The 1,145-nt window shown below is 64.9% G+C and carries 1 protein-coding gene; it reads right to left on the reverse strand.

Translation table 11 applies throughout. The features are described 5' to 3' along the window. Nucleotides 1-93: 93 nt before the first annotated feature. On the reverse strand, nucleotides 94-1,005 hold the full coding sequence (locus AHiyo1_RS10455; RefSeq protein ID WP_059388525.1) for an oxygenase MpaB family protein: 912 nt from the start codon (nucleotides 1,003-1,005) through the stop codon (nucleotides 94-96). Nucleotides 1,006-1,145: the final 140 nt, after the last annotated feature.

Genomic DNA, 1,145 nt, shown 5'->3' on the forward strand with positions numbered 1-1,145 from the left:
CACTCCGAACCACTTGTCGGACGCGCTGATCTAGCGATTCGTCAAGGAACGCCCGGCGGAACGGCCACACCGTTCCGCCGGGCTCCTCTGCGTCTAAGCCTCGTACCCCAGGCGCCGCAATCGTTTCCGGGCGGCCTGCTCGCTGGGGCCACTGCGTCCCAACGTCAGGCGCACGACAGCGAGCACCACCCGTGCGGCGAGAATCGCCGGTAGCGGGATGGGGCCGATACGGGCTTTTTCCAGCCCCAGCAATTCCCGATATCGGGGCTCCAGGCTGGCGACGGCCGCGGCGAACAGAATCCGGTAACCGGGTTGCAGCGACGCTTTCAACGGGGGGTACCTGATGAATTCGATGGTTTCCCTGAGCCGCTCGTCCGCGCGGAGATGTCCGGAGGCGTACCACTGGTCCATTTCCGCCGTCACTTCCGCGAGGCTCAAGGGAGGGTCCTCGACTCCCATGAGGCGCCCGGCCTGGGCCCATTCGCGGATGTAGGCGTCGGCGCCGCCGGGGACCGCCCCGCCCCAGATCCGGTGCGCCGTAACGAAGGAATCCGCGTACGCAACGTGGACCCAGCGGAGAAGCTCGGGATCGTTTGCTGAGTACTCGCGGGTTTGGCCCTGGGCGTCAACGTAGTTGCCCTTGACGGAATCGTGCACCCGCCGCACGAAGTGGGTTGCCGTGTGGGCTGCGTCCATGGAGCCGTAGCTCACCGTGAAGATCCAACGGATGGTATTTGCAAGGCGGCCGAGGGGATCCCTTTTGAAGCCTGAATGGTCGTACACCCCCGCCAAAGCGCCGGGATGCAGGGATTGCATGAGCAGCACCCGGATTCCCGCGATGATCGTGGACATGGAACCGTGGACGGCCCAGACGGCCGATCCGGGAAGGTGGTACCCGGGGTCGTTTCCCTCGGCAAGCCGCAGCACCCAGTCAGGCGTGGACTGCGGGTGACCCGTAAAAGTCATCCGCAGTTCCGCTTGCCACTTCTTCAGGAAGTTGACCATGGTCCATTGTTGCGCTTCATTCTGCTGGCGCAAGGTGCCGTCTTGTTTATGCAGCGGTACCGGGCTAACGCAGAAGTGCCCGGCCCGCCCTGGAATGAGCGGGCCGGCACTTTTCACCCGAGTCCGCTTAGGCTGCGGGC

This window comes from Arthrobacter sp. Hiyo1 (genome assembly GCF_001263615.2).
Taxonomy (GTDB): Bacteria; Actinomycetota; Actinomycetes; order Actinomycetales; family Micrococcaceae; genus Arthrobacter.